This window comes from Ramlibacter sp. P4_H7 (assembly GCF_056400765.1).
Genome location: NZ_JBFUKP010000005.1, coordinates 82096 through 108127 on the forward strand (window position 1 = coordinate 82096; position 26032 = coordinate 108127).

The 26032-nt window shown below is 70.0% G+C and carries 26 protein-coding genes; 11 read left to right on the plus strand and 15 right to left on the minus strand.

Translation table 11 applies throughout. The features are described 5' to 3' along the window. The 4 genes from AC1DSA_RS08945 to xdhC form a co-directional block, all read right to left on the minus strand. Entirely contained in the window at positions 1-1317 is a 1317-nt protein-coding gene (locus AC1DSA_RS08945; RefSeq protein ID WP_477888199.1) for a glycerate kinase type-2 family protein, read from the minus strand. A 57-nt stretch (positions 1318-1374) separates the two neighbouring features. Beyond that, positions 1375-2418, minus strand: a complete 1044-nt coding sequence (locus tag AC1DSA_RS08950) for a hypothetical protein (RefSeq protein WP_477888201.1) — start codon at positions 2416-2418, stop codon at positions 1375-1377. A 21-nt stretch (positions 2419-2439) separates the two neighbouring features. Then, complete coding sequence (locus tag AC1DSA_RS08955; RefSeq protein ID WP_477888203.1) at positions 2440-3639, minus strand: urate hydroxylase PuuD; 1200 nt, start codon at positions 3637-3639, stop codon at positions 2440-2442. Positions 3640-3752: 113 nt separating this feature from the next. Continuing rightward, positions 3753-4556 (minus strand): xanthine dehydrogenase accessory protein XdhC, encoded by an 804-nt coding sequence (xdhC, locus tag AC1DSA_RS08960; protein WP_477888205.1) that lies wholly within the window; start codon positions 4554-4556, stop codon positions 3753-3755. 125 nt (positions 4557-4681) lie between these two features. Here xdhC and AC1DSA_RS08965 point away from each other — a divergent pair, with 125 nt between their 5' ends. After that, positions 4682-5191, plus strand: a complete 510-nt coding sequence (locus tag AC1DSA_RS08965) for a hypothetical protein (protein WP_477888207.1) — start codon at positions 4682-4684, stop codon at positions 5189-5191. A gap of 47 nt (positions 5192-5238) precedes the next feature. Here AC1DSA_RS08965 and uraH read toward each other — a convergent pair whose 3' ends face one another. After that, on the minus strand, positions 5239-5592 hold the full coding sequence (gene uraH, locus AC1DSA_RS08970) for a hydroxyisourate hydrolase (protein WP_477888209.1): 354 nt from the start codon (positions 5590-5592) through the stop codon (positions 5239-5241). A 66-nt stretch (positions 5593-5658) separates the two neighbouring features. On the opposite strand from uraH, the gene AC1DSA_RS08975 reads away from it, so the two are divergent. From AC1DSA_RS08975 to AC1DSA_RS08995, 5 genes are read left to right on the plus strand one after another with little or no spacing between them, the layout of a single operon-like run. Further along, the gene (locus AC1DSA_RS08975) at positions 5659-6327 is read left to right on the plus strand and encodes a GntR family transcriptional regulator (protein ID WP_477888210.1); all 669 of its coding nucleotides are present in this window, start codon (positions 5659-5661) and stop codon (positions 6325-6327) included. Beyond that, positions 6324-7349: an allantoinase PuuE gene (gene puuE, locus AC1DSA_RS08980; RefSeq protein ID WP_477888212.1), complete on the plus strand. Its 1026-nt coding sequence runs from the start codon at positions 6324-6326 to the stop codon at positions 7347-7349. The genes AC1DSA_RS08975 and puuE overlap by 4 nt, the downstream gene beginning before the upstream one ends. Before the next feature lies 1 nt (position 7350). Further along, positions 7351-9162: a 2-oxo-4-hydroxy-4-carboxy-5-ureidoimidazoline decarboxylase gene (uraD, locus tag AC1DSA_RS08985; protein WP_477888214.1), complete on the plus strand. Its 1812-nt coding sequence runs from the start codon at positions 7351-7353 to the stop codon at positions 9160-9162. Beyond that, positions 9159-10382, plus strand: a complete 1224-nt coding sequence (locus AC1DSA_RS08990; RefSeq protein ID WP_477888216.1) for a M20 family metallopeptidase — start codon at positions 9159-9161, stop codon at positions 10380-10382. Before uraD ends, AC1DSA_RS08990 begins: the two co-directional genes overlap by 4 nt. A gap of 5 nt (positions 10383-10387) precedes the next feature. Beyond that, on the plus strand, positions 10388-11362 hold the full coding sequence (locus tag AC1DSA_RS08995) for an MYG1 family protein (RefSeq protein WP_477888218.1): 975 nt from the start codon (positions 10388-10390) through the stop codon (positions 11360-11362). 15 nt (positions 11363-11377) lie between these two features. Here AC1DSA_RS08995 and AC1DSA_RS09000 read toward each other — a convergent pair whose 3' ends face one another. From AC1DSA_RS09000 to AC1DSA_RS09010, 3 genes are read right to left on the minus strand one after another with little or no spacing between them, the layout of a single operon-like run. Continuing rightward, positions 11378-13909, minus strand: coding sequence for a branched-chain amino acid ABC transporter ATP-binding protein/permease (locus tag AC1DSA_RS09000; protein WP_477888220.1), 2532 nt, complete (start codon positions 13907-13909; stop codon positions 11378-11380). After that, positions 13906-14781, minus strand: coding sequence for a branched-chain amino acid ABC transporter permease (locus AC1DSA_RS09005; RefSeq protein ID WP_477888222.1), 876 nt, complete (start codon positions 14779-14781; stop codon positions 13906-13908). The genes AC1DSA_RS09000 and AC1DSA_RS09005 overlap by 4 nt, the downstream gene beginning before the upstream one ends. A gap of 3 nt (positions 14782-14784) precedes the next feature. Continuing rightward, positions 14785-15963 carry an ABC transporter substrate-binding protein gene (locus tag AC1DSA_RS09010; protein WP_477888224.1) on the minus strand — a complete coding sequence of 393 codons (1179 nt, stop codon included), beginning with the start codon at positions 15961-15963 and terminating at the stop codon, positions 14785-14787. 199 nt (positions 15964-16162) lie between these two features. On the opposite strand from AC1DSA_RS09010, the gene AC1DSA_RS09015 reads away from it, so the two are divergent. From AC1DSA_RS09015 to AC1DSA_RS09030, 4 genes are read left to right on the plus strand one after another with little or no spacing between them, the layout of a single operon-like run. After that, positions 16163-16591 (plus strand): nuclear transport factor 2-like protein, encoded by a 429-nt coding sequence (locus AC1DSA_RS09015; protein WP_477888226.1) that lies wholly within the window; start codon positions 16163-16165, stop codon positions 16589-16591. Further along, positions 16588-17565, plus strand: coding sequence for a polysaccharide deacetylase family protein (locus tag AC1DSA_RS09020; RefSeq protein ID WP_477888228.1), 978 nt, complete (start codon positions 16588-16590; stop codon positions 17563-17565). The genes AC1DSA_RS09015 and AC1DSA_RS09020 overlap by 4 nt, the downstream gene beginning before the upstream one ends. Beyond that, a complete protein-coding gene (locus AC1DSA_RS09025) occupies positions 17562-18809 on the plus strand; it encodes an amidase (protein ID WP_477888230.1) in 1248 nt (415 codons plus the stop codon). Before AC1DSA_RS09020 ends, AC1DSA_RS09025 begins: the two co-directional genes overlap by 4 nt. After that, positions 18806-19546: a GntR family transcriptional regulator gene (locus tag AC1DSA_RS09030; protein WP_477888232.1), complete on the plus strand. Its 741-nt coding sequence runs from the start codon at positions 18806-18808 to the stop codon at positions 19544-19546. Before AC1DSA_RS09025 ends, AC1DSA_RS09030 begins: the two co-directional genes overlap by 4 nt. A gap of 72 nt (positions 19547-19618) precedes the next feature. Here the strand turns inward: AC1DSA_RS09030 and AC1DSA_RS09035 are convergent, their stop codons facing one another. The 7 genes from AC1DSA_RS09035 to AC1DSA_RS09065 form a co-directional block, all read right to left on the minus strand. Then, complete coding sequence (locus AC1DSA_RS09035; RefSeq protein ID WP_477888234.1) at positions 19619-20164, minus strand: phosphatase PAP2 family protein; 546 nt, start codon at positions 20162-20164, stop codon at positions 19619-19621. 81 nt (positions 20165-20245) lie between these two features. Then, positions 20246-21217: an SMP-30/gluconolactonase/LRE family protein gene (locus AC1DSA_RS09040; protein ID WP_477888236.1), complete on the minus strand. Its 972-nt coding sequence runs from the start codon at positions 21215-21217 to the stop codon at positions 20246-20248. Positions 21218-21227: 10 nt separating this feature from the next. Further along, positions 21228-21425, minus strand: coding sequence for a hypothetical protein (locus AC1DSA_RS09045; RefSeq protein WP_477888238.1), 198 nt, complete (start codon positions 21423-21425; stop codon positions 21228-21230). Positions 21426-21512: 87 nt separating this feature from the next. Further along, positions 21513-22796: a TRAP transporter large permease gene (locus tag AC1DSA_RS09050; protein ID WP_477888240.1), complete on the minus strand. Its 1284-nt coding sequence runs from the start codon at positions 22794-22796 to the stop codon at positions 21513-21515. Further along, positions 22787-23275, minus strand: a complete 489-nt coding sequence (locus AC1DSA_RS09055) for a TRAP transporter small permease (RefSeq protein ID WP_477888703.1) — start codon at positions 23273-23275, stop codon at positions 22787-22789. The genes AC1DSA_RS09050 and AC1DSA_RS09055 overlap by 10 nt, the downstream gene beginning before the upstream one ends. A 61-nt stretch (positions 23276-23336) precedes the next feature. Continuing rightward, positions 23337-24302 (minus strand): TRAP transporter substrate-binding protein, encoded by a 966-nt coding sequence (locus tag AC1DSA_RS09060; RefSeq protein ID WP_477888242.1) that lies wholly within the window; start codon positions 24300-24302, stop codon positions 23337-23339. A 32-nt stretch (positions 24303-24334) separates the two neighbouring features. Next, on the minus strand, positions 24335-25153 hold the full coding sequence (locus tag AC1DSA_RS09065; RefSeq protein WP_477888244.1) for an NAD-dependent epimerase/dehydratase family protein: 819 nt from the start codon (positions 25151-25153) through the stop codon (positions 24335-24337). 115 nt (positions 25154-25268) lie between these two features. Here AC1DSA_RS09065 and AC1DSA_RS09070 point away from each other — a divergent pair, with 115 nt between their 5' ends. After that, positions 25269-25988 (plus strand): FadR/GntR family transcriptional regulator, encoded by a 720-nt coding sequence (locus AC1DSA_RS09070; RefSeq protein ID WP_477888246.1) that lies wholly within the window; start codon positions 25269-25271, stop codon positions 25986-25988. Positions 25989-26032 lie beyond the last annotated feature (44 nt).

Genomic DNA, 26032 nt, shown 5'->3' on the forward strand with positions numbered 1-26032 from the left:
TCAGAGCAGCAGGATCGCGCGGAAATCGTTGACGTTGGTGTGGGTGGGGCCGGTGACCACCAGGTCACCCAGCGCGTGGAAATAACCGTAGGCGTCGTTGCGCCCCAGGTAGCTGTCGATCTTCATGCCCAGCGCCTGCGCGCGCTGCAGGGTGTCGGGCGCCACGAAGGCTCCGGCGTTGTCTTCCACGCCGTCGATGCCGTCGGTGTCGGCGGCCAGCGCCCAGGCGCCGGACTGCCCCTGCAAGGCCTGTGCGAGTCCCAGGCAGAACTCGCCGGCGCGGCCGCCCCGCCCGCGGGGGGTGCCCGGTGCCTGCTTGCGCACGGTCACGGTGGTCTCGCCGCCGGACAGGATCACGCAGGGCCGGCGGAAGGGCTGGCCACGCTGCGCCACCGCGCGCGCCAGCGCCGCGTGCACCTTGCCGACCTCGCGCGATTCGCCTTCGATCTCGTCGCTGAGGATGTGGGCGGTCAGTCCCGCATCGCGCGCGGCCGCGGCGGCGGCTTCCAGCGACTGCTGCGGCGTGGCGATCATGTGCACCTGCTGTCCCTGGAACACGGCATCGGCGGGCTTGGGCGTTTCCAGCGCGCCCTGCTCCAGCAGGCTCATGATGGCGCCGGGCACTTCGATTCCGTAGCGCTGCAGGATCGCGACGGCGTCGGCGCAACTGGTGGCGTCGGGCACCGTCGGGCCGCTCGCAATGACCGACGGATCGTCGCCCGGCACGTCGCTGATGGTGAGCGTCACCACCTGCGCCGGGGCACAGGCGGCCGCCAGGCGCCCGCCCTTGATGCGCGACAGGTGCTTGCGCACGCAGTTCATCTCGGTGATGTTGGCGCCCGAGTCCAGCAGTTCGCGGTTGATCCGCTGCTTGTCTTCCAGCGACAGGCCCTCGGCCGGCAGCGTCAGCAGCGCCGAGCCGCCGCCCGAGATGAGGCAAAGCACCAGGTCGTCCGCCGTCAGTCCCTGCGCCAGCGCGAGGATCCGCCCGGCCGCCTCCAGCCCCGCGGCATCGGGCACCGGGTGCGCGGCTTCCACCACCTCGATGCGCTGCGGCAGTCCCGCCGGGCGCGGCGGCGTGTGGTGGTAACGCGTGACCACCAGGCCGGAGATCGGCGCATCGGCGGGCCACAGCGCTTCGACCGCCTGTGCCATCGCGCCGCCGGCCTTGCCTGCGCCCAACACCAGCGTGCGGCCCTTGGGCGGGCGCGGCAGGAATGGCGCGGTGTTGTGCAGCGGCAGCGCCCGGCGCACCGCCGCGCGGTAGAGGTGTTCGAGGAAGGCGCGGGGCTGTTGGCGGGGATCGGGCGCGGTCATGTCGTGTCTCCTGCGCCGATTGTGACGCGGTAACCGCGCCGTAACCCGCCGCTGTCCTTATTGCACCTTGCCGATCGCCATGAAGCCGGGCGCCTGGCTGCTGTTGCGGCCGGCCACGACCACGCCCAGCTCGGAGGTGCGAGTGGCGAAGAAGTTGCCGGCGGCGGTGGTGGTGACGACCGTCACGTTGCCCATGCCGCTGACGGCGAGCGGCGCTGCCGTTCCGGTCTGGGTCGTGGTCACGCCCGAGGGCGAGGTGCCCGTGCTGGTGAAGCTCCCGGCCGTCAGGCTGACCGTGCCCCAGGCCGGCTCGGTCGTCCCGCCCGTGAAGCTGCCGGTGGCAATGGAAGAGCCGGCCGGGACGCCGACGATGAACCGCCGCGTGGTTCCGGTGGAGGCGCTGGCGCGCAGGAACACCTTGTCCGCGCCCACCTGCGCGATTCGGAAGGGGATGTTGCCGCCGCTGGTGGCCGCGGTGAACTGGTCACCGGACACCGTGACCGTGCCCGTCGTCACGGAACTCACCGGGCAACTGCCGATGGAGAAGATCGTGCTGTCGTCGCAGGTGCGCAGGTGGCCGTCCGCGGTGATTTCGGCCTGCTGGATGGTCGTGTTGGGCGCGCCGCCCGCGGTGTCGACCGTGCGGCCCAGGAAGCTGTAGGTGCCGACGGCGCCGGCCAGCGTGTTGACGAAGCTGCGCGGCGCCACGAAGGGCACGGCGCCCCCGGGCAGCGCGAACTCCCCGATCACCGTGTGGGTCGCCAGGCTGAAGCGCGTGGTGCTGGCGCCGGTCGCGCCGACGGCATTGCCGGGCAGGAAGGAGAACACGCCGCCCTGGGCCGCGATGCTGCCGGCCTGGTCCACGCCGTTGCCGGTGACCCGGTAGGTGTTGGCATCGAAGTCCAGGGCCAGCGCGTACTCGCGGGCGTCCGCCGCCATCAGCGTGTAGCTGCCGTTGCGCGCATCCGGCGTGGGCCCCGGCAGCGGTGCAGCGCCACCCCCTGCGCCGGCATCGCCTCCGCCACCACCGCAAGCAGCCACCATCGCGGCGACCGTCGCGCCAACCATCCAGCGGAACGTCCGCCCTGTTGTCTCTCGCATCATTCCTCCTGGTGTCGTCACCTACTGCGTCTTCGCGCCCTCCTGGAACCATTGCCCGATCAAGGCGCGCTCACCGTCGGTGATCTGCGTGGCGTTGTTCAGCGGCATGGTCCTGGCCACCACGGCTTGCTGGTAGACAGCCTGCGCGTGCAGCTTCAGGCCGTCGGCGGAATCGAGTCGCACGTTCTTCATCTGCAGCTGCGCCCCGTGGCACTGGTAGCAGCGCTGCTCCAGCACCTTCTGCACCGCGGCGTAGCTGGCGGCAGCGGTCGGCGCCTTCGCCACCTCGCTGGGCTGCGGGGCGAGCCACACCAGCGTGGCGGCGATCGCCGCCACGCCCACCAGCGCATAGCCGGCAGGGTTGCGGTTGCGTCCGAGCTTCCAGCCGTGGCGCATCACGAAGAACTGGCGGATCGCGGCGCCCGCGAACATCATCAGGATCAGCACCAGCCAGTTGAGCCGGTGCGTGTACAGGAAGCCGTAGTGATTGGAGAGCATCGCAAACAGCACCGGCAGCGTGAAGTAGGTGTTGTGCACGCTGCGCTGCTTGCCGCGGAACCCGTGGATCGGGTCCACCGGTTCGCCGGCCTCGATCGCCTTCACCACCTTCTTCTGGCCGGGGATGATCCAGAAGAACACGTTGGCGCTCATGGACGTGGCGATCATCGCGCCCACCAGCAGGAAGGCCGCGCGTCCGGCGAACCAGTGGCAGGCCAGCCAGGACGCCGCGCACACCAGCAGCAGCACGAGCGCGCCGACGATGGCGTCGCCCTTGTCGCGCTGGCCGAAGATCCGGCAGATCGCGTCGTACAGCAGCCAGAACACCACCAGGAAGGACAAGGCGACCGCGACGGCCGCAGGCGGTGACCAGTTCATCAGGGACTTGTCGACCAGGTAGGTCCCGGCGTTCCACAAGTAGGAGACCGTGAACAGCGCGAAGCCCGACATCCAGGTCGAATAGCTTTCCCAGAAGAACCAGTGCAGGTGCGGTGGCAGCGAGGGCGGTTGCACCGCGTACTTCACGGGGTGGTAGAAGCCGCCGCCGTGCACGGCCCACAGCTCGCCGGTGGCGCCCTCGGCGCGCAGCTTGGCGTCCTGGGGCGCGACGAGGCTGCTGTCCAGGAACACGAAGTAGAAGGAAGAGCCCACCCACGCAATGGCGGTGATCACGTGCAGCCAGCGCAGCAGCAGGTTGGCCCAGTCGAGCAGATAGCTTTCCATGGCATCTCGGCGAAGGGACCTGCTCACCACCGCGGGCGCTCTGAGCAGAGGAAGGTCGCGCCTGTCGTGCGCCGCTGCGACCTGTGGACCAAAGTGTATACAGTTTGTCCGCTTCAAGAAAGTGGCGCCTGCAGCAGCTGGGCCGCCACCGCGACCGCGATCACGGCCGGCTCCTTGCCCGTGATGCCGGGCACGCCGATCGGGCAGGTGACCTGCGCCAGTTCCTGCTTGCGAAAGCCCCGCTCTTCCAGCCGGTGGCGGAAGGTGGCCCACTTGGTCTTGCTGCCGATCAGGCCGACATAGGGCAGGTCGCCGCGTTCGCGCAGGCGTCGCAGGCAGGCGGCCACGATGTCCAGGTCTTCGGCGTGGCTGAAGCTCATGACCAGCACGCGCGAGCGCGGCGCCAGCTGCGCGACGGCCGCGTGCACGGGATCGGAGTGCTCGCACTGCACGTTGTCGGGCACCTCCGCCGGGAAGATCTCGTCGCGGCTGTCGATCCAGGTCACGGCAAACGGCAGCGTCCCCAGCACCTGCACCAGCGCCTTGCCGACGTGGCCGCCGCCGAACAACGCAACCGGTGGCGCGTTGTCCGAAAACCGCTTAACAAGGGACCGCGCGTCGGCGGCGCCGAGCCGCTCGTAGCGCAGGTGCACCACGCCTCCGCAGCACTGTCCCAATGAGGGTCCGAGGGCGTAGCGCAGCACCGGATCGCCGGTGCCGCCCTCCAGGCGCCGGCGCGCCTCCTCGATCGCCTGCAACTCGAGGTGGCCGCCGCCGATGGTGCCGATGAGGGTGTTGGCAAAAACCGCCATCCATGCGCCGCGTTCGCGCGGCACGGACCCGGCAGTTTCGTGGACGGAGACCAACACCGCGTCGGCCTCGGCGAGCCGGTTTGTGACTTCTTGCAGGGGCAGCATCTTTACTCTGCAGCGAAAGGCAAGGACACGAAGCTTTTGGTAACCAAGGTCATCATTGCGGCGTGCGCCGCCGTTGTAGATTCGCGCCGGCAGACAGCCTGCGTTCCACCTCGCCAGGACCCATGATGAAGTATCACCGCACCCTGCGTCCCCTGACCCCCGCGTTGCTCGGCGCTGCCCTGCTCGCGGCCTGCTCGACCTCCGCCCCGCCGGAGGCTCCGCGCGCCTCGGCACCGCCGGCCACCGTCGCCACGGCACCGCGCGTGGCCCCGGCCGCACCGGCCAACGCCCGGACCTCGCAGGCGACCAATCCGCGCGCCTATCGCGCCGACGCCGCCCACCACATCTATGCGCTCAACCAGGACAAGATCTGGAAGGGCCGCCTGCCTCCCCTGCTCTACGCCGTGGGCGTGCTGCAGGTGGAGGTCGACAGCCAGGGCTACGTGCGCACCATGAACTGGATGCGCGCGCCCAAGCACGCGCCCGAAGTGATGGCGCAGATCGAAAAGACGGTGCGCGACGCGGCGCCCTTCCCGGCACCGGCTCGCATGGGCAAGGTGGTCTACACCGACACCTGGCTGTGGCACAAGAGCGGCCGCTTCCAGCTGGACACCCTGACCGAAGGCCAGGACTGAGCTTCGCGTCCCCGAACAAAGGCCGGCACCCGCCGGCCTTTTTCGTTTCAGGAGCCGCGGTAGGTGGAATAGCTCCACGGGCTCACCAGCAAGGGCACGTGGTAATGCTGGCTGGCGTGCGCGATGCCGAAGTCCAGCGTGACGCGGTCCAGGAAGGGCGGGTCCGGCAGGGCGACGCCGCGTGAGCGGAAGTACGCCGCAACGTCGAACACCAGCCGGTACGTGCCCCGCTGCAGGTTGTCGTTGTCGAACAGCGGTCCGTCCGGGTTGCGCCCATCCTTGTCCAGCACGAAGCGCTTGACCAGAGCCGGAGCCGCACCGCCCATGGCGTAGAGCTCCACCCCCATCCCGGCCGCCGGCGTGCCGTTCATGGTGTCGAGGACGTGGGTGCTGAGGCCCATGGCGATCTCCAGAGATTGTCCACCGCAGTGTATACACTTTTCAGCTTTGGGGCTATCATGCCCGCCATGCAGGCGCCCTCCCCCACCCGCACCATCGTCGAGGCGCTGACGCGCGCCATCGTCGAGCACCGGCTGCAGCCGGGCACCAAGCTGGCGGAACAGAAGCTGGCCGACCACTTCGGGGTCTCGCGCACGCTCGTGCGGCAGGCGTTGTTCCAGCTCGCGCAGAAACACCTGGTGAGGATGGAGCCCGCGCGCGGCGCCTTCGTCGCGGCGCCCAATGCGGTGGAGGCGCGGCAGGTGTTCCAGGTGCGCCGGCTGCTGGAAGCCGAGATGGTGCGCGAGTTCATCCGCAACGTCACGCCGGCCAAGATCAAGGCGTTGCGCGAGCACATGGCGCAGGAGAAGGCGGCAATGGGCCACGACGACACCAGCGAACGACAGCAGCTGCTGGGCGACTTCCACGTGCGCATCGCCGAGCTGGCCGGCAACGGCGTGCTGGCGCAGATCCTGCGGGACCTGGTTTCGCGCAGCTCGCTGATCACGCTGATGTACCAGCGGGACAGTTTCGCCGCCCATTCGCAGGAAGAACACGTGGAACTGGTGAAGGCCCTGGCCGCGAAGGACGAGAAACGCGCGGTGAAGCTGATGGACGAGCACCTGCAGCACGTGGAGCAAAGCCTCGCCTTCGACCGCACCATTCCCTCCCACGACATCGCCCTCGCCCTCGCATGAACTCCGAACGCCGCGCCGAGCCGCCTCAAGCCAATTCGCACCCCCTCGCGGGGCAGCCCGGCGCCGCCGGGCCCGTCGACTCCAGGATCTACGACAGCACCGCTGCCTATCCGCGCGACCTCGCCGGCTACGGCCGCAACCCACCGCATGCGCAGTGGCCCGGCCAGGCGCGGGTGGCGGTGCAATTCGTGCTGAACTACGAGGAAGGCGGCGAGAACAGCGTGTTGCACGGGGACGCGGGGTCCGAGCAGTTCCTCTCCGAGATGTTCAATCCGGCCTCGTACCCCGAGCGCCATATGAGCATGGAGGGCATCTACGAATACGGTTCGCGCGCGGGCGTGTGGCGCATCCTGCGCGAGTTCGAGCGGCGCGGCCTGCCGCTGACGGTGTTCGGCGTGAGCATGGCGCTGGAGCGCTGCCCCGAGGTGACGCAGGCCTTCGTGGAACTCGGCCACGAGATCGCCTGCCATGGCTGGAAGTGGATCCATTACCAGAACGTGCTGGAAGCCGTGGAGCGCGAACACATGCGCACGGCGATGGACATCCTCACCCGGCTCACCGGCGAGCGCGCGCTCGGCTGGTACACCGGCCGCGACAGCCCGAACACGCGGCGCCTGGTCGTGGACCACGGCGGCTTCGCATACGACAGCGACTACTACGGCGACGACCTGCCCTTCTGGATGAAGGTGCGCAAGACCGACGGCAGCACCGCACCGCACCTGGTCGTGCCCTACACGCTGGACTGCAACGACATGCGCTTCGCCCTGCCGCAGGGCTATTCGCATGCCGATCCCTTCTTCCAGTACCTGCGCGACAGCTTCGATGCGCTCTACGCCGAGGGCGACGAGGCTCCGAAGATGATGAGCATCGGCATGCATTGCCGCCTGCTCGGCCGCCCCGGCCGCATCACGGCGCTGCAGCGCTTCCTGGACCACATCGCCAGGCACGATCGCGTGTGGGTCTGCCGCCGCATCGACATCGCCCGCCACTGGAAACAGGTCCACCCCTACCCGGAGGGCTGACATGCCCCTCACCATCGACCAAGTGAACGCCGCTTCCGCGGACGAAGCCTCCCGCCTGCTGGACGGCCTGTACGAGCACTCGCCCTGGATCGCGCAGGAGGCGCTCGCGCAGCGGCCGTTCCGCTCTCTCAGCCACCTGAAGCAGGCGATGGCGGACATCGTGCGCAACGCCGGACCCGACCGGCAGCTCGCGCTGATCCGGGCCCACCCGGAACTCGCCGGCAAGGCCATGGTAAGCAAGACGCTCACCAGCGAATCGACGAACGAGCAAAGCAAGGCCGGCCTCACCGACTGCACGCCCGCGGAGTTCGCGCGCATCCAGCAGCTCAACGCGGACTACAACGCGAAGTTTGGCCTTCCCTTCATCCTCGCGGTGCGCGGACCGCGCGGCACCGGCCTGTCCCGCCAGGAGATCATCGACACGTTCGCGCGGCGGCTGGAGAACCACCCCGATTTCGAGCGGGCCGAGGCGCTGCGCAACATCCACCGGATCGTGGAGCTGCGCCTGAACGACAAGTTCGGCGTCGAGCCGACCCTGGGCAATCTCGTGTGGGACTGGCAGGAACAACTCGCGCGGCACAGCGACCCGGGCTACGCGGAACAGGGCCAGCTGACCGTCACCTACCTCACCGACGCGCACCGGGCCGCGGCGAAACAGTTGGCCGACGAGCTGCGCGCCTGCGGCTTCGACGAGGTCGAGGTCGATGCGGTGGGCAACGTGGTCGGGCGGTATCGCGCTGAAGAACGCCCCCACCCCAGCCCTCCCCCAGCGGGGGAGGGAGCGAAAGTCCTGCTCACCGGCTCGCACTACGACACCGTGCGCAACGGCGGCAAGTACGACGGCCGCCTCGGCATCTTCACGCCGATGGCCTGCGTGCGCGAGCTCGCGCAGGCGAAGCGCCGCCTGCCCTTCGGCATCGAGGTGGTGGGCTTCGCCGAGGAGGAAGGGCAGCGCTACAAGGCCACCTTCCTGGGATCGGGCGCATTGACCGGCCACTTCAACCCGGCCTGGCTGGACCAGAAGGACGCGGACGGCATCCCGATGCGCGACGCCATGCGCAACGCCGGCCTGCCCGCGACGCTGGCAGCGATCTCCGCGCTCCAGCGCGATCCCGCGCGCTACCTCGGCTTCGTGGAAGTGCACATCGAGCAGGGACCGGTGCTCAACGAACTGGACATCCCGCTGGGCATCGTCACCTCCATCAACGGCGGCGTGCGCTACCAGTGCGAGGTCATGGGCATGGCCAGCCACGCCGGCACCACGCCCATGGACCGCCGGCGCGACGCCGCGGTGGCGGTCGCGGAACTCGCGCTCTACGTCGAGCAACGCGCGGCGCGCGACGGCGATTCCGTGGGCACGATCGGCATGCTGCAGGTCCCCAACGGCTCCATCAACGTCGTGCCGGGACGGTGTCTGTTCTCGCTCGACCTGCGGGCGCCCAACGACCCGCAGCGGGACGCCCTGGCGCAGGACGTGCTCGCCAGGCTGGGGGAGATCTGCGAGCGCCGCGGGCTGCGTCACAGCGTGGAGGAAACGATGCGCGCCGCCGCCGCGCCCAGCGCGCCCGAATGGCAGCAGCGCTGGGAAGGCGCGGTGCAATCGCTGGGCGTGCCGCTGTACCGCATGCCCAGCGGCGCCGGCCACGACGCGATGAAGCTGCACGAAGTGATGCCGCAGGCGATGCTGTTCGTGCGCGGACAGAACGCCGGCATCAGCCACAACCCGCTGGAATCGACCACCAGCGACGACATCCACCTGGGAGTGCTCGCCTTCCAGCACCTGCTGGAACAGCTGGCCAAGGACACGCAATGAACGACTACGAACGACTCGACGCCTGGATCGACGCGCACTTCGACGAGGAAGTCCGTTTCCTGCAGGAGCTGGTCCGCGTCCCCACCGACACGCCCCCCGGCAACAACGCACCGCACGCGGAGCGCACCGCCGAATTGCTGAAGGGCTTCGGCATGGAGGCCGAGAAGCACCCGGTGCCGGAGGCCGAAGTGAAGGCGCACGGCCTGCAGTCGATCACCAACCTGATCGTGCGGCGCCGCTACGGCGAGGGCCGCACGATCGCGCTCAACGCCCACGGCGACGTCGTCGCGCCCGGCGAAGGCTGGACGCACGATCCCTACGGCGGCGAGATCGCCGACGGCAAGCTCTACGGCCGCGCCGCCGCGGTGAGCAAGAGCGACTTCGCGAACTTCACCTTCGCGGTGCGCGCGCTGGAGTCACTGAAGGCGCCGCTCAAGGGCGGCATCGAGCTGCACTTCACCTACGACGAGGAAGTCGGCGGAGAACTCGGCCCGGGCTGGCTGCTGAAGAACAGGCTGACCCGGCCCGACCTGCTGATCGCCGCCGGCTTCAGCTACGAAGTGGTCACCGCGCACAACGGCTGCCTGCAGCTGGAGGTGACGGTGCACGGCAAGATGGCGCACGCGGCCGTCCCCCAAACCGGCGTCGATGCGCTGCAGGGCGCGGTGAAGATCCTGAACGCGCTGTACGCGCGGAACACGCTGTACCAGCAGGTGAGCTCCAAGGTCGCCGGGATCCGGCATCCCTACCTCAACGTGGGCCTCATCGAGGGCGGCACCAACACCAACGTGGTCCCCGGCAAGGTCGTGTTCAAGCTGGACCGCCGCATGATCCCCGAAGAGAACCCGCAGGAAGTGGAAGCGTCCGTCCGCAGGGTCATCGCCGATGCGGCGGCCACTGTCCCTGGCATCACGGTGGACATCCGGCGCATGCTGCTGGCCAAGCCGCTTCAGCCGCTGGCTGGCAACCAGCCGCTGGTGGACGCGATCCAGCGGCACGGCAAGACGCTGTTCGGCCAGGACATTCCCGCGATGGGCACGCCGCTCTACACCGACGTGCGCCTGTACGGCGAGGCGGGCGTCCCCGGCGTCATCTACGGCGCGGGGCCGCGCACCGTCCTCGAGTCGAACGCCAAGCGCTCCGACGAGCACCTGGAACTGGAAGACCTGCGCCGCGCGACCAAGGTGATCGCGCGCACGCTGTTCGACCTGCTCTCATGAGCGTGGTGCATCCCCGCATCGCGACGCACAGCGGCTCGTTCCATGCCGACGACGTCTTCGGCGTCGCCGTGCTCGCTGCGCTCCATCCGCAGCACGAGATCGTCCGCACGCGCGAGCCGCGCGAAGTGGCCGCGGCGGATTTCGCCGTCGATGTCGGCGGCGAGTGGGATCCCGGGCGCGGTCGCTTCGACCACCACCAGCGCGGCTTCGATGGCGCTCGGGTGCGGGTGGACGCATCGGGCGCCACGGTGCGCGCCGAGGGCTACGCCAGCGCCGGACTGGTCTGGCGCGAATTCGGCGCGTCTTACGTGCGGCAGGCGGCGCAGCGCATGGGACACACGCTGGCCGAGGAGAAGATCGCGCAGGTGGTGCAGGACGCCGATGCCTCGCTCGTGCGCTACCTGGACCTGGTGGACACCGGGGCGCAGGTGGTGTCGCCCGGTGTCGCCGGCCTGTCCAGCCAGCTGGCCCTGCTGAACAGCACGTGGCTGGAGGAACAGGGGCTGGATGGCGCCGGCAAGGCGAACCTGCAGATGGAGCGCTTTGGCGAAGCCATGGCCATGATGCAGCGCTTGCTGGAGCGCCTGGTGCTGCGCCGGATCGGCCAGGAGCTCGCCGCGGACAAGGTGCGCGCCAGCGAGCGGCTGCTGGAAGGCAGGGTGCTGTACCTGGCCGAAGGCGGCATGCCCTGGACCTCGGTCGTGGTCGACGAGATGCCGGACGTGCTGCTGGTGCTCTACCCGGAATCGGACGAGAGCGGCCAGCGCTTCGTGCTGCGCACGGCGCCCGCCGGCAAGGACACCTTCGCGTCGCGCATGGACCTGCCCAAGGCGTGGGGCGGCCTGCGGGAAGCGCAACTCGCCGCCGCCTGCGGCGTCCCCGACGCCCTGTTCTGCCACACCAACCTGTTCATCGCGGTGGCGCGCAGCTTCTCCGGCGCGCTGCGCATGGCCGGACTCGCGCTCCAGGACGCCGGTTAGCAGGCGGGTGCCAAGTCAGGCCGCGCGCAGCGGCTCGGCGCCCGCAGTTTCGCTGCCACCGGACAGGTAGGCCTTCGCAAGCAGGTCGTCGGCCGCGATCTCCGCCGCGCTGCCCTGCGCGACGATGCGCCCGCCTTCGATCACGTAGGCCCGGTCCGCCAGGGCCAGCGCCAGCGCCGCCATCTGGTCCACCAGCACGATGGTCAAGCCCTCCTGCCGCAGCGCGTCGAGCGCATGGAACAGCTCCACGATCACCTTGGGCGCGAGGCCCAGCGAGGGTTCGTCGAGCAGCAGGACGCGCGGGCACGCCATCAGGCCGCGCGCGATCGCCAGCATCTGCTGCTCGCCGCCGGACAGCAGGCCGGCGCGCTGCTGCAGCCGCTCGCGCAGCCTCGGGAAGCGCCGCAGCATGTCCTCCAGCCGCTGCTCGCGTCCGCGCGGATGCAGGAAGCCGCCCAGGCGCAGGTTGTCGGCGACGCTGAGTTCGGGAAACACCTGGCGGCCCTCGGGCACCAGCACCACGCCCAGCGCGGCAATCTTCTCGGCGGGGAGCCCGGCCAGTTCTCGGCCTTCCAGGTGGATGCCGCCCAACACCGGCCGATGCAATCCGGCCAGCGCGCGCATCAGCGTGGACTTGCCGGCGCCATTGGCACCCAGCAGCGCGATCAGCTCGCCCGCGCGCACCTGGACGTCGACCCCGTGCAGCACCGGTCCCGCGCCATAACCCGCAGCGAGCTTGCCGGCTGCGAGCAGTTCCGGCAGGCCGACGTCCCGCACTTTGCGCGCGGAGGGCCGCAAGGCCATCGCCTCGCCCAGGTAGGCCTGGCGCACGGCGGGATCCGCCTGCACCGTCGCCGGGTCGCCCACCGCCAGGCGCTGCCCGGCGTCGAGCACCACCACCTGGTCGGAGATCGCCATCACCAGCGCCATGTCGTGTTCCACCAGCAGCACGCCGATGCCCTGGCGCGCGATGCGGCGCAGCAGGCGGCCCAGGCGCTCCTTGTCCTCGGAAGACAGGCCCGCCGCCGGCTCGTCCAGCAGCAGCATGCGCGGCTGCGTCGCCAGCGCCCGCGCGATCTCGACCAGGCGCCGGTCGACGTGAGCGAGCCCCGCCGCGGGGCAGTCCAGGTCGCCTGTGTAGCCGCAGAAGGCGAGCAAGCGGCGCGCGCGTTCGCGCACCGCGGCCGAACGGAAGCGCGTCGCGCCCAGCAGCGGGCCCAGCGTGCCATGGCTGATGGCCAGCGCCACGTTGTCCTCCACGCTGAGCGTGCCGAACAGCTGCGAGGTCTGGTAGGTGCGGGCGAGCCCGGCGCGCGCGATGCGAAAGGCCGGCAGGCCCACCAGCGGGTGCGCGCCCAGCGCGAAGTGGCCCGCCGTCGGACGGTAGAAGCCGCTCAGCACGTTGAGCGCCGTGGTCTTGCCGGCGCCGTTCGGACCGATCAGGCTGGCCACGCGGCCGGGCTCGAGCGTGCAATGCAGGTCCTGCACCGCGTGCACGCCGCCGAAGCGCATGCCCAGCCCGTGGACGTGCAGCGGCGCCGGCGCGTCGCGCGAGGTCAGCAGCAGCTCGGTGCCGTCCGCGAGCGGAGCGCGCGGCGCCGGGCGCGGGCCACCCCAGCGCAGCCACATGCGGCGCGCCACGCCGACTGCACCGTCGGGCGCCACCCAGAGCACGACCAGCAGCAGGGCCCCGAAGAACAGCAGGCGGTATTCCTCCAGGCTAGCCAGCGCCTCTGGCAGCAGGCCGACCACGATCGCGCCCACCACCGGCCCCGCCACCGTTCCGGCCCCGCCGACGATCACCACCAGCACGAACAGGATGGACTGGATGAAGCCGAAGGCCTGCGGCGTTACCATGCCTTGCAGCGGCGCGAACAGCGCACCGGCCGCGCCCGCGCACACGGCGGAGACGGCGAACGCGACGGTCTTCACCACCAGCGGGTTGATGCCCAGCGATTGCGCGGCGGTCTCGCTGTCGCGCACCGCGCGCAGCGCAGCGCCCCAGGTGCCGCGCGCCAGCAGCGCATAGCCGGCCAGCAGCACGCCCGCCAGCAGCACGGCCAGCAGAGCCGCCGCGCGCTCGCCGCCGGCGAACCCGGCCAGCGAGGGGCCGACGATGCCCATGATCCCGTTCTGCCCGCCGGTGAGGGTGCGCAGTTCGACGATGCCGTGCTCGACGATCAGGCCGAAGGCGATGGTGACCATCGCGAGGTACGGGCCGCGCACGCGCAGGGCCGGCAGCGCGAGCAGCGCACCGACCGCGCCGCAGGCCAGCGCCGCCACCGGCCAGGCTGCCCAGAAGCTCCAGCCCGCCTTGGTGGTGAGCACCGCCACCCCGTACGCACCCAGCGCATAGAAGCCGACGTGGCCGAAGGACATCTGGCCGCCGAGTCCCAGCAGCACGTTCAGGCCGATGCCGACCGCGGCCAGCAGCGCGACCTGCCCGATCACCACCACGTAGTAGCCGTTGGCAGTGGCGGCCAGCAGCAGGCCCAGCGCGACCAGCACCGCCCCCGCCGACCAGCCCAGCGTCGACGCGCGCCTCATACCTTGTGCACCGCGGCGCGTCCGAACAGGCCGTTCGGCCGCAGCGCCAGCACCACGATCACCAGCGCGAAGCTGAGGATCTGCGTGTAGCTGGAACCCAGCGTCGCGGTGATCAGCGCCTCGCAGATGCCGAATAGCATGCCGGCGAGCATCACGCCCCAGGCGCTGGTGATGCCGCCGAGGATCGCCACCGCGAAGGCCTTCAGCCCGAACAGCGTGCCCATGTCGGCATGCACGTTGAACAGCGGCGCGATCAGCACGCCGGCCACGCCCGCCAGCAGCGCCGACAGCGCAAAGGCGACCGCCACCACGCGGCGGATCGGGATGCCCATCAGCCGCGCCGCGTCGCGGTTCTGCACCACCGCCAGCATCGCCGTGCCCCAGCGCGTGCGCCGCGACAGCGCATGCAGCAGCGCGGCCAGGGCCAGTCCCACCAGCGGGATCAGCAGCTGCAGGGGATAGATGCCCAGACCCTCGCCGGCGAACCGCAGTGGCGTTCCCACCAGCGGCGAAGGCAGCGCGCGCGGCTCCTTGCCGAAGGTGAACATCACCAGGTTGTCGGCGACGATGCCCAGCGCCACCGTCGCCATCAGCCAGGCGTCCGAACCGCGGCTGGCGAACGGCCTGACGGCGGCCACTTCCACCAGCAGGCCGTACAGCCCGCACAGGACCAGCGCCGCCACGATCGCCAGCGGCATGGGCCAGCCCAGCGTCTGCGCGAAGGCGTAGGTGAACACGGCCCCCAGCATCATGGCGCTGCCCTGGGCGAAGTTGACCGTGCCGGAGACGGCGAAGGTCAGGTAGAAGCCCAGGGCCATCAGCCCGTACATGCTGCCGAGGCCGAGTCCGCTGATCCAGGCGGAAAGCAGCATCGTCTACTTGGCCAGGCCCACCGGCAGGATGCGGTTGTCGATGAACTGCGCCCAGACGTAGTCGGTGGACGCCACGGCGTCGTGCACCTCCGGCGTGAACGGCTTGTTGTAGGTCTTGATCAGGCCTTGGTAGCTGCCGATCTTGTAGAAGCCCTGCCGCACCGCGTCCCCTTCGGTGGAGCCCGCCGCGGCGATCGCCTGGGCGGCGAGCATCATGCCGTCGTAGGCGTTGGCGACGCCCACGGCCGGCGTGATGTCGTCGGGGCCCTTGATGCTGGGGTATTTCGCCTTCAGCGCGGCGATCACCTTCTCGCCCACCGGCGACTGCTTGCCGAAGAAGCTGTAGGTCTGCACGAAGTGCACGTTCTTGCCGTTGGGGCCGGCCAGCTCGGTGAAGCGGCCGCCCGCGGGACCCCAGTGCGAGACGATGGGCACCTGCCAGCCCATGCGGTCGAGCGACTTCACCACCTGCGCGGACGGGCCCACGTTGCCCACCATGAACAGCGTGTCGGCGCCGGCGGCCTTCAGCCGCGTGAGCTGCGGCACCACGTCGACATCGTTGCCCTCGAATTTCTCGATCGCCACGGCCTTCATCCCTTTGGCGGCCAGCGCGGCGTTCAGGCCCTTCTCGTTCGATTCGCCCCAGGCGTTGTTCACCAGGATCATGCCGAACTTGCTGGTCTTGAAGGTCTTCTGCGCATAGTCGACCATGCCGATGTCCACGATCTCGTCGACCGCCGACACGCGGAAGGCGTAGTTGGGATTGGCGCCGTTGCGGGTGATCGCCGTGCCCGCCGCCCAGGGACCGACGAAGGGCACCTTCTCCTGGTTGGCCACCGGCACGATCGCCATTGACACCGGCGTGTCGAGCCCGCCGAACAGCACCGCCACCTTCTCCTTGAAGATCAGTTCGCGCGCGGCCACCACGCCCTTGGCCGGGTTGGCCTCGTCGTCGCGGCGCACCAGTTCCAGCTTGCGGCCGCCCAACAGGCCACCCTTGGCGTTGATCTCGTCGATCGCGACCGAGAGGCCGCGCGTGATCGCCTCGCCGGCCAGGGCCGATTGGCCCGACAGCGCGGTAACCAGGCCGATCTTGATCGGGTCGGCCGCGTGGCCGGCGATGGGCAGGAGGCCGGCACACAGAGCGGCGGCCAGGACGGTGCGGCGGGATGGGAAGGACATGGCGGTTCTCCGTTGAACAGGCGGCACCGAAACGGGGCGAGGCGCCGCGACGAAGCACGCGAACGCAAAGGCCATGCCAGACGGTCACAATGTCCGCGCCACCTTGTGGACAAGGTGCATCCGTCTTTGTGCACGATCCGGCACAGCTCTTGCACCCGCTGTCGTGCCAAGCCCGGCGCGCACTGAAGGAGTGCAGACCATGTCCAGCCCCGCACCAACCACCGCCACGCCCGCCCAGATCGTCGGCGAGTACCTGCGCCTGTTGATGATCCCGGACCCGGCGGCCGCCAGCGCCTTCATCGCGCCGGACCTGCGCATCCGCTTCACCGGCAACCGCGCGATGGGCCATCCCTCGGAGTGCAGCGCCTTCAATGCGAAGCGCTATGCGTGGGTGAAGAAACGCATCGAACGCACCGAGGTGGTCGGCGGCGGCAGCGACGAGGAGACCGTGGTGTACAGCCTGGGCACGCTGCACGGCGCGTGGCCGGACGGCACGCCTTTCGAAGGCAACCGCTATGTCGACCGCTACGTGGTGCGTCACGGCAGGATCACGCACATGGACGTCTGGAACGACAGCGCCGAATGGCTGCTGGTGCGCGCCGGCCTCGCCACCCTGGAGACGGCATGAGCACCCCGGGCGCCGATGCGCCGCAATGGACCGGCGCGCTGCCGGACCACGGCCGCTTCGACTACCGGCCGATCACGCGCCGGCCGCACTGGCGCTGGCCGGAGGGAGCCGGGCTGGCCGTGTACCTGGGCTTCAACCTGGAGCACTTCAGCTTCGGCGACGGGCTCGGCGCCTGCCTCGGTCCGGCCTCGCCGCACCCCGACGTGCTCAACCACAGCTGGCGCGAGTACGGCAACCGCGTGGGCGCCTGGCGCTGCCTGGAGCTCTTCGACCAGCTGCACTTGCCGGCGGCAGCGATCGTCAACACGGCGCTGTACGACCACTGCCCCGAGCTGGTCGCGGCCTGCGTCGCGCGCGGCGACGAACTGGTGGGGCACGGGCACACCAACGCGGAGCGGCAGGGCGGCTGGACCGAGGATGCCGAGGCCTCGCTGCTCGCCGCCTGCCGCGCACGCATCCACGCCGAAAGCGGCCAGCATCCCGCGGGCTGGCTGTCTCCCTGGATCTCGGAGAGCCGCGCCACGCCCGACCTGCTGGCCGAGGCCGGCTACCGCTACACGCTGAACTGGTGCCACGACGACCAGCCGGTGGCGATGCGCACCCGCAGCGGCGCTCGCCTGTGGTCCATCCCCTATCCGCAGGAACTGAACGACATCCCGATGGTCATGGGACGCCAGATGGACGCCCGCGACTTCTGTGACCTGGTCATCGACAACTTCGAGGAGATGCTGGAGCAGGCCGCGCGGACGCCGCTGGTGATGGGCCTGGCCCTGCATCCCTACATCGTGGGCCAGCCCTACCGGCTGCGCCACCTGCGCCGCGCGCTCGCGCGCATCGCGGCCGCGCGCGACGCCGGCCAGGTGTGGTGCACCACGCCCGGCGCGATCGCTCGGCACATGGACACGCTGGTCGCCGCGCGGCCGCAGGAGTTCGCATGCATACCGCAGGCCATCGTGGCGGAGGTGATCCGGTGAGCGCCGCACGGGGAGGTGATCCCGTACGTGCTTCGTTCACGGTCGACGACCGCGTCGGCGCCTGGGTGCCGCACGGCCGCTTCGTCGTGCAAGGCTCTCCCGACGGGCCGCTTGCCGGTCTCGCCTTCGCAGCCAAGGACGTGTACGACGTGGCCGGCCATCCCACCGGGGCCGGCAATCCACGCTGGCTCGCCACCCACCCCGTGCCGCAGGCGAGCAGTCCGCTGGTGGAGCGCCTGCTGGCCGCCGGCGCGACACTGCAAGGCAAGGTGGTCACCGACGAACTCGCCTACAGCATCCACGGCGACAACGCGCACTACGGCACGCCGCTCAATACGCGCGCGCCGGGGCGCGTGCCGGGCGGTTCGTCCAGCGGGTCGGCCGCGGCGGTGGCGGCAGGCCTGGTGGACTTCGCGCTGGGCACCGACACCGGCGGCTCCACGCGGGTGCCGGCCAGCTATTGCGGCCTGTGGGGCCTGCGCACGACCCATGGCCTGCTCTCCCGCGACGGCCTGGTACCGCTGCATCCCAGCTTCGACACGGCCACCTGGCTGGCGCGCGACCCCGCCGTCTTCGAGCGCGTGGGGCGCGTGCTGCTGCCGGCGCCGCCGGCGCCTGCATGGCGCAGCGCCTTGCGCTGGTCGGCGGCGTGGAGCGAGGCCGATGCGGCCTTCCGGCCGGCGCTGGAGGCGGCCTGGACCGCGGTCACGGACCCGCTCGGCCTGGCGCCGAACGCACTCGCTTTCGATGCGCGCGCACCGTTGGACGCCTGGCGCCAGCACTACCTGATGGCCTCCGCCCACGAAGGCTGGCAGGTGCATGGCGGCTGGATCGGCAACAACGACCCGGGCTTCGCGGCGCCGGTGGCCGCGCGCTGGCGCTTCGCCAGCGGCGTCAGCCCGGAGGCCGCGCAGCAGGCCTGGACCGCGATCGACCAGGTGCGTTCCTTCGTGCGCGGCGTGATCGGCGAGGACGGCGTGGCGCTGGTCCCGTCCGCGGCCAGCGTGGCGCCGCTGCGCGATGCGGCCGCGGAGAGCGTCGATGCCGTGCGCCTTCGCACCCTGCGCATCACCTGCATCGCGGGCCTCGCCGGCCTGCCGCAGGTGAGCCTGCCGTGCCGCGATGCGGAGGGCCTGCCGATCGGCGTTTCACTGATCGGGCCCGCCGGCAGCGACCTGCACCTGATCGCTCTGGCGCGCCGGCTGCATGCGGTGCTGCCCGGCTCCATCGCCTTGCAGCCATGAAGGCCGTCCCGCCCCTCGCCGCCCCGCTGCGCGAAGCCGGCGCCGCGCGCGCGCGGTTGCAGGCGGTCCCCGCCGGTGTCGAGCAGCACATCTACGACGCCGTGTTCGACAGCGTCATGGGCCAGCGGCTCCCACCGGGCACCAAGCTGCCCGAGGCCGCGCTGTGCGATCTTTTCGGCGTCACGCGCTCCGTGGTGCGCAAGGTGCTGCAGCGGCTGGCGCACGACCACATCGTCGAGCTGCGCCTCAACAAGGGCGCGGTGGTGGCGACACCCACGCCCGAGGAGACGCGGCAGATTTTCGAGGCGCGGCGCGGGTTGGAAGCCGCGATCGTGCGGCTGGCGGCGCAGAACGTGAAGCCGGCGGACTTGCGCGACCTGCGCGAGCGCATGCGTCGCGAGCACGAGGCGATGCACGGATTCGACCAGCCCGCCTGGTCGCGCCTGGCGAGCTCCTTCCACCTGCGCCTGGCGCAGCTGGCGGGCAACCCGATCCTGGAGCGCTACCTGGGCGAACTGCTGTCGCGCTGCTCGCTGATCGTCGCGCTGTACGAAGCCCCCGGCAACGCCAGTTGCGAGCACGAGGAGCACGAGGCGCTGGTCGAGTGCATCGCCCGCGGCGACGGCGACGGCGCCGCGCACCTGATGGAGCAGCACCTGCGGGCCCTGGAGCGCAACATCGAGCTGCGCCAGCATGGCGCCGAGCCCAGCCTGGGGCGGATGCTGGGATTGCGCTAGGACGCAGGTCGGCAGGCGGTTCCAGCTGAATTCGTCCTGCCGCGCAGGACCTTCCCCTTGGCCGAACCGCCCTCACCACGTCCTGGCATACGACACCCACGGCCCGCCACCGCGCCACGACACTCCGACCACGCCGCCGTCCGGCAGCGGGTTCGTGAACAGGAACGCCGAACCCAGGCCGACCACCGCGCCGCCCACCACCTGTGCGGTGGTGTGGTGGTCGTGGTGCACGCGCTCGTAGGCGGTCACCGTGGCGAGCGCGTAGAAAGGCCAGGCCTCGCCGAGGCCGTAGCGCCGATGCACGAAACCCGCGGCGGAAAACACCGCCGACGTGTGGCCTGAGGGAAAGCCGTAGCCCGTTCCGTCGGGCCTCGGGCTGTCGATCGTGTGCTTCAGGATCTCGGTCGTGCCCTGCGCCACCAGAAAGGACGTGCCCAGCTGCAATGCGCCCTCCCCGTCGCGGTGGTAGAGCGACAGGGCCGCGGCGGCCAGCGGCAGCCCGTATCGCAGTGCGTCGCCCACCGGGTCCGGGCTCGCCTGGACCTGTGCGGCGGCCGGCGCCACGCCGCAGGCGACAGCGCCGGCCAGCACGGCCGCAATGACATGGGGCTTCTGCATGGTGCGGCCCTCCCACGGACGACCGCGCCAGTTTTTGCATCGCGTCTTAACCGGCGCTTAAGCCCGGTCGCCGCCCGTCACTCAGTCCGCGCCCTGCGTGTTCACGTACAGCGCGTAGAGCGAGTGGCTGGCCGCCATGAACAGGCGGTTGCGGTGCCGGCCGCCGAAGCAGACGTTGGCGCAGCGTTCCGGCAGATGGATGTGGCCGATGGCCGTGCCGTCGGGCGCGAACACGCGCACGCCGTCCAGGCCTTCGGAGTCGACGCCGGGCGCGCCGTTGCCGCCGAAGCCGCACCACAGGTTGCCCGCGACGTCGACGCGGAACCCGTCGAACGCGCCCGGGCCCTTGGCATCCAGCGCAAGCCGCTTGTTGGACAGCCCACCGTCCGCCGCGTGGTCGTAGGCCCAGATCCGGCGATGCGGCGTGGCGCGGCTTTCCACCACGTACAGCACGGACTCGTCCGGCGAAAAAGCGAGCCCGTTGGGCGCCGCGAGATCGGTGAGCACCTGGCGCAGCGTGCCATCCGGTGCGAGCCGGTAGACAGCGTGCGGCAGCTCCTGCTCGGCCGGCTCGCCTTCCCAGTGGCCCGCGATGCCGAAGCTGGGATCGGTGAACCAGATGCTGCCGTCCCGCGCGCAGACGATGTCGTTGGGCGAATTCAAGCGCTTGCCCTCGTGGCGGTCGGCCAGCACCGTGATGCGGCCGTCGTATTCGGTGCGCGTGACGCGGCGCGTGAGGTGCTCGCAGGTGAGCAGCCGGCCCTGGCGGTCGCGGAAGTTGCCGTTGGCGTTGTTCGACGGCGCGCGGAACTCGCTCACCGAGCCGGAGGCTTCGTCCCAGCGCAGGATGCGGTTGTTGGGGATGTCCGAGACCAGCAGGTAGCGGCCGTCGCCGAACCAGACCGGCCCCTCGGCCCAGCGCAGGCCGGTGGCGAGCTGCTCCACGCTGGCGCTGAACAGGCGCAGCTTCAGGAAGCGTTCGTCCAGCACCTCGATGCGGGGGTCGGGGCAGCGGACGCTGGGAGCGAAGTTCGGGGTCGCGGTGGACTGCATGCGGGGGACCTCAGTGGGCCTGGAGGAGGTGCAGGCGGGTGGCCTGCGCCGCGTTGAGCGCGCCGAGCGGCATGCGGCCCGCCAGCGGCAGGTCGCCGGTATGCAGGCGCACCTCGGCCAGCGCACGCAGCGCCGCGAGCGCTGACTCGCCGTAGTCATTGCGGCGTGCAGTGTCGCCGAAGGTCAGGAGGACTTGCGGCTTGGACATCCGCCTATTGGAACACCACGGGCGGCGACCACTGCGGGGCCTGGGGATGCAGGTCCTCGTCGCACGGGCCGCACGCGAAGCCCTCGCTCATTTCAGCACCAGGTTGGGCAGCGCCATGGAGAACGCGGGCACATAAGTGACCAGCATCAGCGCGACGATGAGGCCGCCGTAGAAGGGCCAGATGGTCTTCATCACGGTGCCCACCGAGACCTCGCCGATGGTGCAGCCGACGAACTGCGTCGTGCCCACCGGCGGGGTGTTCAGCCCCAGCGCGCAGTTGATCAGCATGACGATGCCGAACTGCTCGGTGCTCATGCCGAACTGCTGGCAGATCGGCAGGAAGATCGGCGTGCAGATCAGGATGGTCGCCGCCATGTCCAGGAAGGTGCCCAGCACGAACAGGATGATGTTGACCCACAGGAAGATCACCCAGGGCTGCGAGCTCACGCCGGACAACATCTTGCCCGTGAGTTCGGCCACGCCGTACAGGCCGATCAGGTAGCCGAACATGGAGCTGATGCCGATCAGCAGCAGCACCGTGCCCGTGCTCTTGACCGCCTTGGCCGCGGCCTTCAGGAACTGTTCGCGCGTCAGCTTGCGATAGACCAGCGCGGCCAGGAACAGCGCCCACAGCACCGCGACCGAAGCCGACTCGGTGGCGGTGAAGGCGCCCGACAGGATGCCGGCGATGATGATCGCCACCACCGCCAGCCCCGGCAGCGCTGCCGCGAAGGAATAGGCGACGATGTTCCAGCCCGGGAAAGTGCCCTTCGGGTAGCCGCGCTTCACCGCGACGAAGTAGGCGGCGCCCAGGTTGCAGAGGGTGAGGATGACGGCGGGCACGATGCCCGCGAGGATCAGCGCGGCGATGCTCACCTTGCCGCTGGCGGCCAGCGCGAAGATGATCAGGTTGTGCGAGGTGGGCATCAGCGCGCCGACCAGCGACGCGTGGGTGGTCACGTTCACCGCGTAGTCGGCGTCGTAGCCCTCCTTCTTCATCTGCGGGATGAGCACTGCGCCCATCGCCGACACGTCGGCCACCGGCGAGCCGGAAACGCCGCCGAACAAGGTGCAGGCCAGTACGTTGCTCATGCCCAGGCCGCCGCGCACATGCCCCGCCATCGACTTGGCCAGCGCGATGATCTTGTCCGCGATGCCGCCGTACATCATGATTTCGCCGGCGAAAATGAAGAACGGGATCGCCAGGAACGAGAACGGGTTCATGCCGGAAATCATCTGCTGGAAGCCCACCGCCAGCGGCAGTCCTTCGTACAGCAAGGTCGCCAGCGACGACAGGCCGATGGAGAAAGCCACCGGCACGCCGAGCAGCAGCAGCAGCGTGAAGCTCACGCACAGGATGGTTAGTGCCACGAGGGCTCCACTTCTTCTCCGCGCGCCAGCGCGATCAGGTGTTCCAGCGAAAACAGCGCCACCAGCACGCCCGCCATGGCCGGCGGGATGTACTTGAAGGCTTCGGAGATGCCCAGCGTCGGGATCTTGTAGCTCCACACGCTCTGGGCCAGCACGCCGCAATTCCAGGCCATGACGACGCCGAAGACCAGCACCAGCACGTGGATCAGCCGCTCCATCGCGAGCCGCACCTTCTCCGGCGCCAGCACGAGCATCGATTCCAGGCCGATGTGGCCGGCATCGCGCACGCCCACGGCCATGCCCAGCATGGTCACGTACAGCACCAGCAGCACGGCGCCGCTCTCGGCCCAGGTGGGCGTGTCGTTGAAGATGTAGCGGCCGACCACCTGGTACAGCACGGCCACGATCAGCAGGCACATGCCGGCCACGCCGATGCGCAGGCAGATCCGCGCCAGCTTGGCGCAGAAACGGGTGTACAGGTGGGCCGGCCCCTCCAGGGGGACGGCCGCCACGGCTTGGGTATGCATGGAGCCGCCGCGCTTACTTGACGTCGCCGACGCGCTTGACCATGTCCTGCAGCTTCGGGTCCTTCAGGTACTTGTCGTACACCGGCTTCATCGCCGCCCGGAAACTGGCCGTGTCGACGTCGACGATCTGCGCGCCGCCGGCCTTGACGATGGCGAGCGACTTGGCCTCGCGCTCGTCCCACAGCGTGCGCATGTAGCCCACCGATTCCTTGGCCGCGGCGCGGATGGCCTGCTGGTCTGCCGGCGTCAGCGTGTCCCAGGTCTTCTTGGAGAACAGCAGGATCTCGGGTGCCATCGAGTGTTCGGTCTTGTTGTAGTACTTGGCCACTTCGAAGTGGCGGGTGCTCTCGTAGCTGGGGTAGTTGTTCTCGGCGGCGTCGACCAGGCCAGTCTTGAGCGCGGTGTAGACCTCGCCGAAGGGCATCGGCGTCGCGTTGGCGCCCATGGCTTCCATCAGCGACACCCACAGGTCGGACTGCTGCACGCGGATCTTCATGCCCTTGGTGTCGGCCAGGGTGTGGATCGGCTTCTTCACCGAGTAGATCGAGCGCGCGCCCGAGTCGTAGAAGGCCAGGCCGACGAAGCCCTGCTCCTCGCAGCTCTTGAGGATCTCGTCGCCGATCGCGCCGTCCAGCACCTTGCGCATGTGCGCCGTGTTGCGGAACAGGAAGGGCATGGTCGGCACCATGGTGGCGGGGCAGATGTTGTTCATCGGCGCCACGTTCACGCGGGTCATGGCGAGCGCGCCCAGCTTGGTCTGCTCGATCGTGTCCTTCTCGGAGCCCAGCGCCGACTTGGCGAACACCTTGATGGTGTGCCTGCCGTTGGTGGCCTTGGAAAGCGTCTCGCCCATGTGGCGGACCGCCAGCACGGTGGGATAGTCATCCGGATGGATGTCCGAGGACCGGAACTCGGTGGCCTGGGCCGCGGCCGCGGCAGCCAGGGCCAGCAGGACAGCGGTTCGCTTGAGTACGCGCATGGAAGTCTCCTCTTGATGGCGGGAACAGGGTTTCATTCGAACGGGCCCATGCGCACGAAGGCGCCGCCCTGGTAGATCACGGCCGGGTCCTGGTGGTCCGGCGCCGGCTGCGCCGCTTCGCGCGCGGCGCGGAACGGCTCGGAACTGTCCTGCGGCCGGAAGCCGATGTGGCGCGCCTGCGTGTTGTCCCACCAGGTCGTGGCGTTGTCGGACATGCCGAAGACGACGCTGTGGCCGACCACGGGCGCGGTGAGGCTCGCGACCACCAGCCGCTCGAGGTCGTCGTAGCTCAGCCAGGTGGCCAGCATGCGGCGGTCCTTGGGCTCGGGGAAGGAGGAGCCGATGCGCAGGCAGACTGTCTCGATGCCGTAGCGGTCGAAGTAGAAGCGCGAGAGGTTCTCGCCGAAGGCCTTGGACAGGCCGTAGTAGCCGTCGGGGCGCACCGGCATGGTCGCGTCGATCACCTCGTCCTGCCGGTAGAAGCCCGTGACGTGGTTGGAACTGGCGAACACGATGCGCTTGACCCCGTGCCGGCGCGCCGCCTCGTACAGGTTGTATGCGCCGACGATGTTGGCCTGCAGGATGGCGTCGAAGGGCTGCTCGGTGGAGATGCCGCCCAGGTGCACCACGGCGTCCATGCCCTGCAGCAGCGCGTCCACGGCGGCGCGGTCTTCCAGCCTGGCTGGCACCACCTCCTCGCCGGCGGCAGCGGGATCCATGGCGGCGACGTCGCTCACCCGCAGCAGGTTGCAGCGGGCCTGCAGCCGGGGGCGCAGCACCCGGCCGAGGCCGCCGGCGGCGCCGGTGAGCAGGACACGGCCGAGCGAAAGGGGGGTGGCGGGGGCGGTCATGGTGGTTTTTTTGGGGGGTCGCCTGCTACATTCGGGTTCAGGCGCTTGTCATCTGTTATCAGTCGTCGTACAAGTATGGCCAGACAGCTCCTGATGCGAAGAGAGGGTTTTCCCGATGAATGAAGTGGTGCGCCGCCGCCCCCGCAGCCTGGCCCACGACGTGGTCGATGCGCTGACCGGGCGCATCCGTGACGGCTCGCTGGCCACCGGCGAGAAGCTGCCGACGGAGGCGGCGATCATGGAGGAGTTCGGCGTCAGCCGCACCGTGGTGCGCGAGGCGATCTCCCGCCTGCAGGCCGCCGGCCTGGTCGAGACCCGCCATGGCGTCGGCACCTTCGTGGTCGGCCTGGGCGATGCCGCATCGTTCCGGATCGCGCCGGAGCAGCTGGAGACGCTGCAGGACGTGATCGCCGTGCTGGAACTGCGCATCGGCGTGGAGACCGAGAGCGCGGCCCTCGCCGCCATGCGCCGCACCCCGGAGAACCTGCAAACGCTGCGCAACGCCTTGAAGGCCTTCATGAGCGCGGTGGAGGAAGGCCGCGACGCGGTCGGGCCGGACTTCCAGTTCCACCTGGAGATCGCCCGCGCCACCCAGAACCACCACTTCGTCGACCTGATGGCCACCCTGGGCGGGATGATGATTCCGCGCGCCCGGCTGGAGCCGCCCGGCCCGCTCACCCCGGACCGCCAGGCCTACCTGCGCCGGGTCAACGCGGAGCACGAAAGCATCGTCGACGCCATCGCGCACCAGGACCCGGAGGCCGCTCGGGCGGCCATGCGGACCCACCTGGCGAACAGCAGGGAGCGCCGGCGCCGGCTGGCCGAGGCGCGCTGAAAGACCCAGGAATGGGTCGGAAATTGGATGGCGGAGCCCCCAGT